Source organism: Micromonospora sp. ATLC16 (assembly GCF_057196645.1).
Genome location: NZ_JBXUOW010000173.1, coordinates 1 through 846, shown reverse-complemented (window position 1 = coordinate 846; position 846 = coordinate 1). Strand labels below are relative to the sequence as shown.

Genomic DNA, 846 nt, shown 5'->3' with positions numbered 1-846 from the left:
GCGACGTTCATCGTTGCGACGCTCACCTCGGAAGCCGCTGTCCCGCCGTGCCTCGTCGCGGTATCCGCCCCGCTCGCCCTCGTGCCGACGGAAGCCACCCTCACGACGGTCGCCGCTCCGGAAGCCACCCTCACGACGGTCGCCGCTCCGGAAGCCGCCCTCACGACGGTCAGCGCCACCGTCACGGCGGTCGTTGCCGCGGAAGCCGCCTTCCCGGCGCTCACCGTCGCGGAAACCGCCCTCACGGCGGTCTCCACGGAAGCCGCCAGATGCCCTGTCGCCGCCCCGGAAGCCAGCCGAGCGCTCGCCACCGTCACGTCGGAAGCCGCCCTCGCGGCGGTCCCCACGGAAGCCGCCAGCGTCACGGTCCCTGTCGCCGGAGCCGTCGCGCCCGCCGAAGCCACGGTCGCTGCGCTCACCCCGGAATCCACCGCCCGAACGGCCGCTGTCGCGGAAGCCGCCCTCGCGACGGTCACCGTCCCGCCGGAAGCCTCCGGACCTGGGTCGATCGCCGCCGTCACGAGAGCCGCGCTCCTCCCCCCGGTCCTGGCGCGACGGGCGGTCGCTGCGGCGGGAACCGCCGTCGCGATCCGCCGGCCGGCCCTCGTAACCCCGGGGGCGGTCCCCGCCCTGAGGTGCTGAACTCACAGGTACATCCTTCCTGAGTACGCCGTATGAACGACGCAACGCAGTCGAGGGCCGACCCGATCCCGGGTGGCCCTCGACTGTGACGTGTGTCCGGCGGTGTCCTACTCTCCCACACCCTCCCGGGTGCAGTACCATCGGCGCTGGAGGGCTTAGCTTCCGGGTTCGGAATGAGACCGGGCGTTTCCCCTCCGCCATGAC

General features: G+C 72.9%; 1 rRNA gene and 1 pseudogene. One reads left to right on the top strand and one right to left on the bottom strand.

Annotation, left to right across the window (positions count from 1 at the left end):
- A pseudogene (locus AC2CHE_RS26920) lies at positions 1-642 on the top strand (hypothetical protein); the annotation flags it as partial.
- A gap of 94 nt (positions 643-736) precedes the next feature.
- On the opposite strand, the gene rrf reads toward AC2CHE_RS26920, so the two are convergent.
- Positions 737-846, bottom strand: a 5S ribosomal RNA gene (rrf, locus tag AC2CHE_RS26915); the annotation flags it as partial.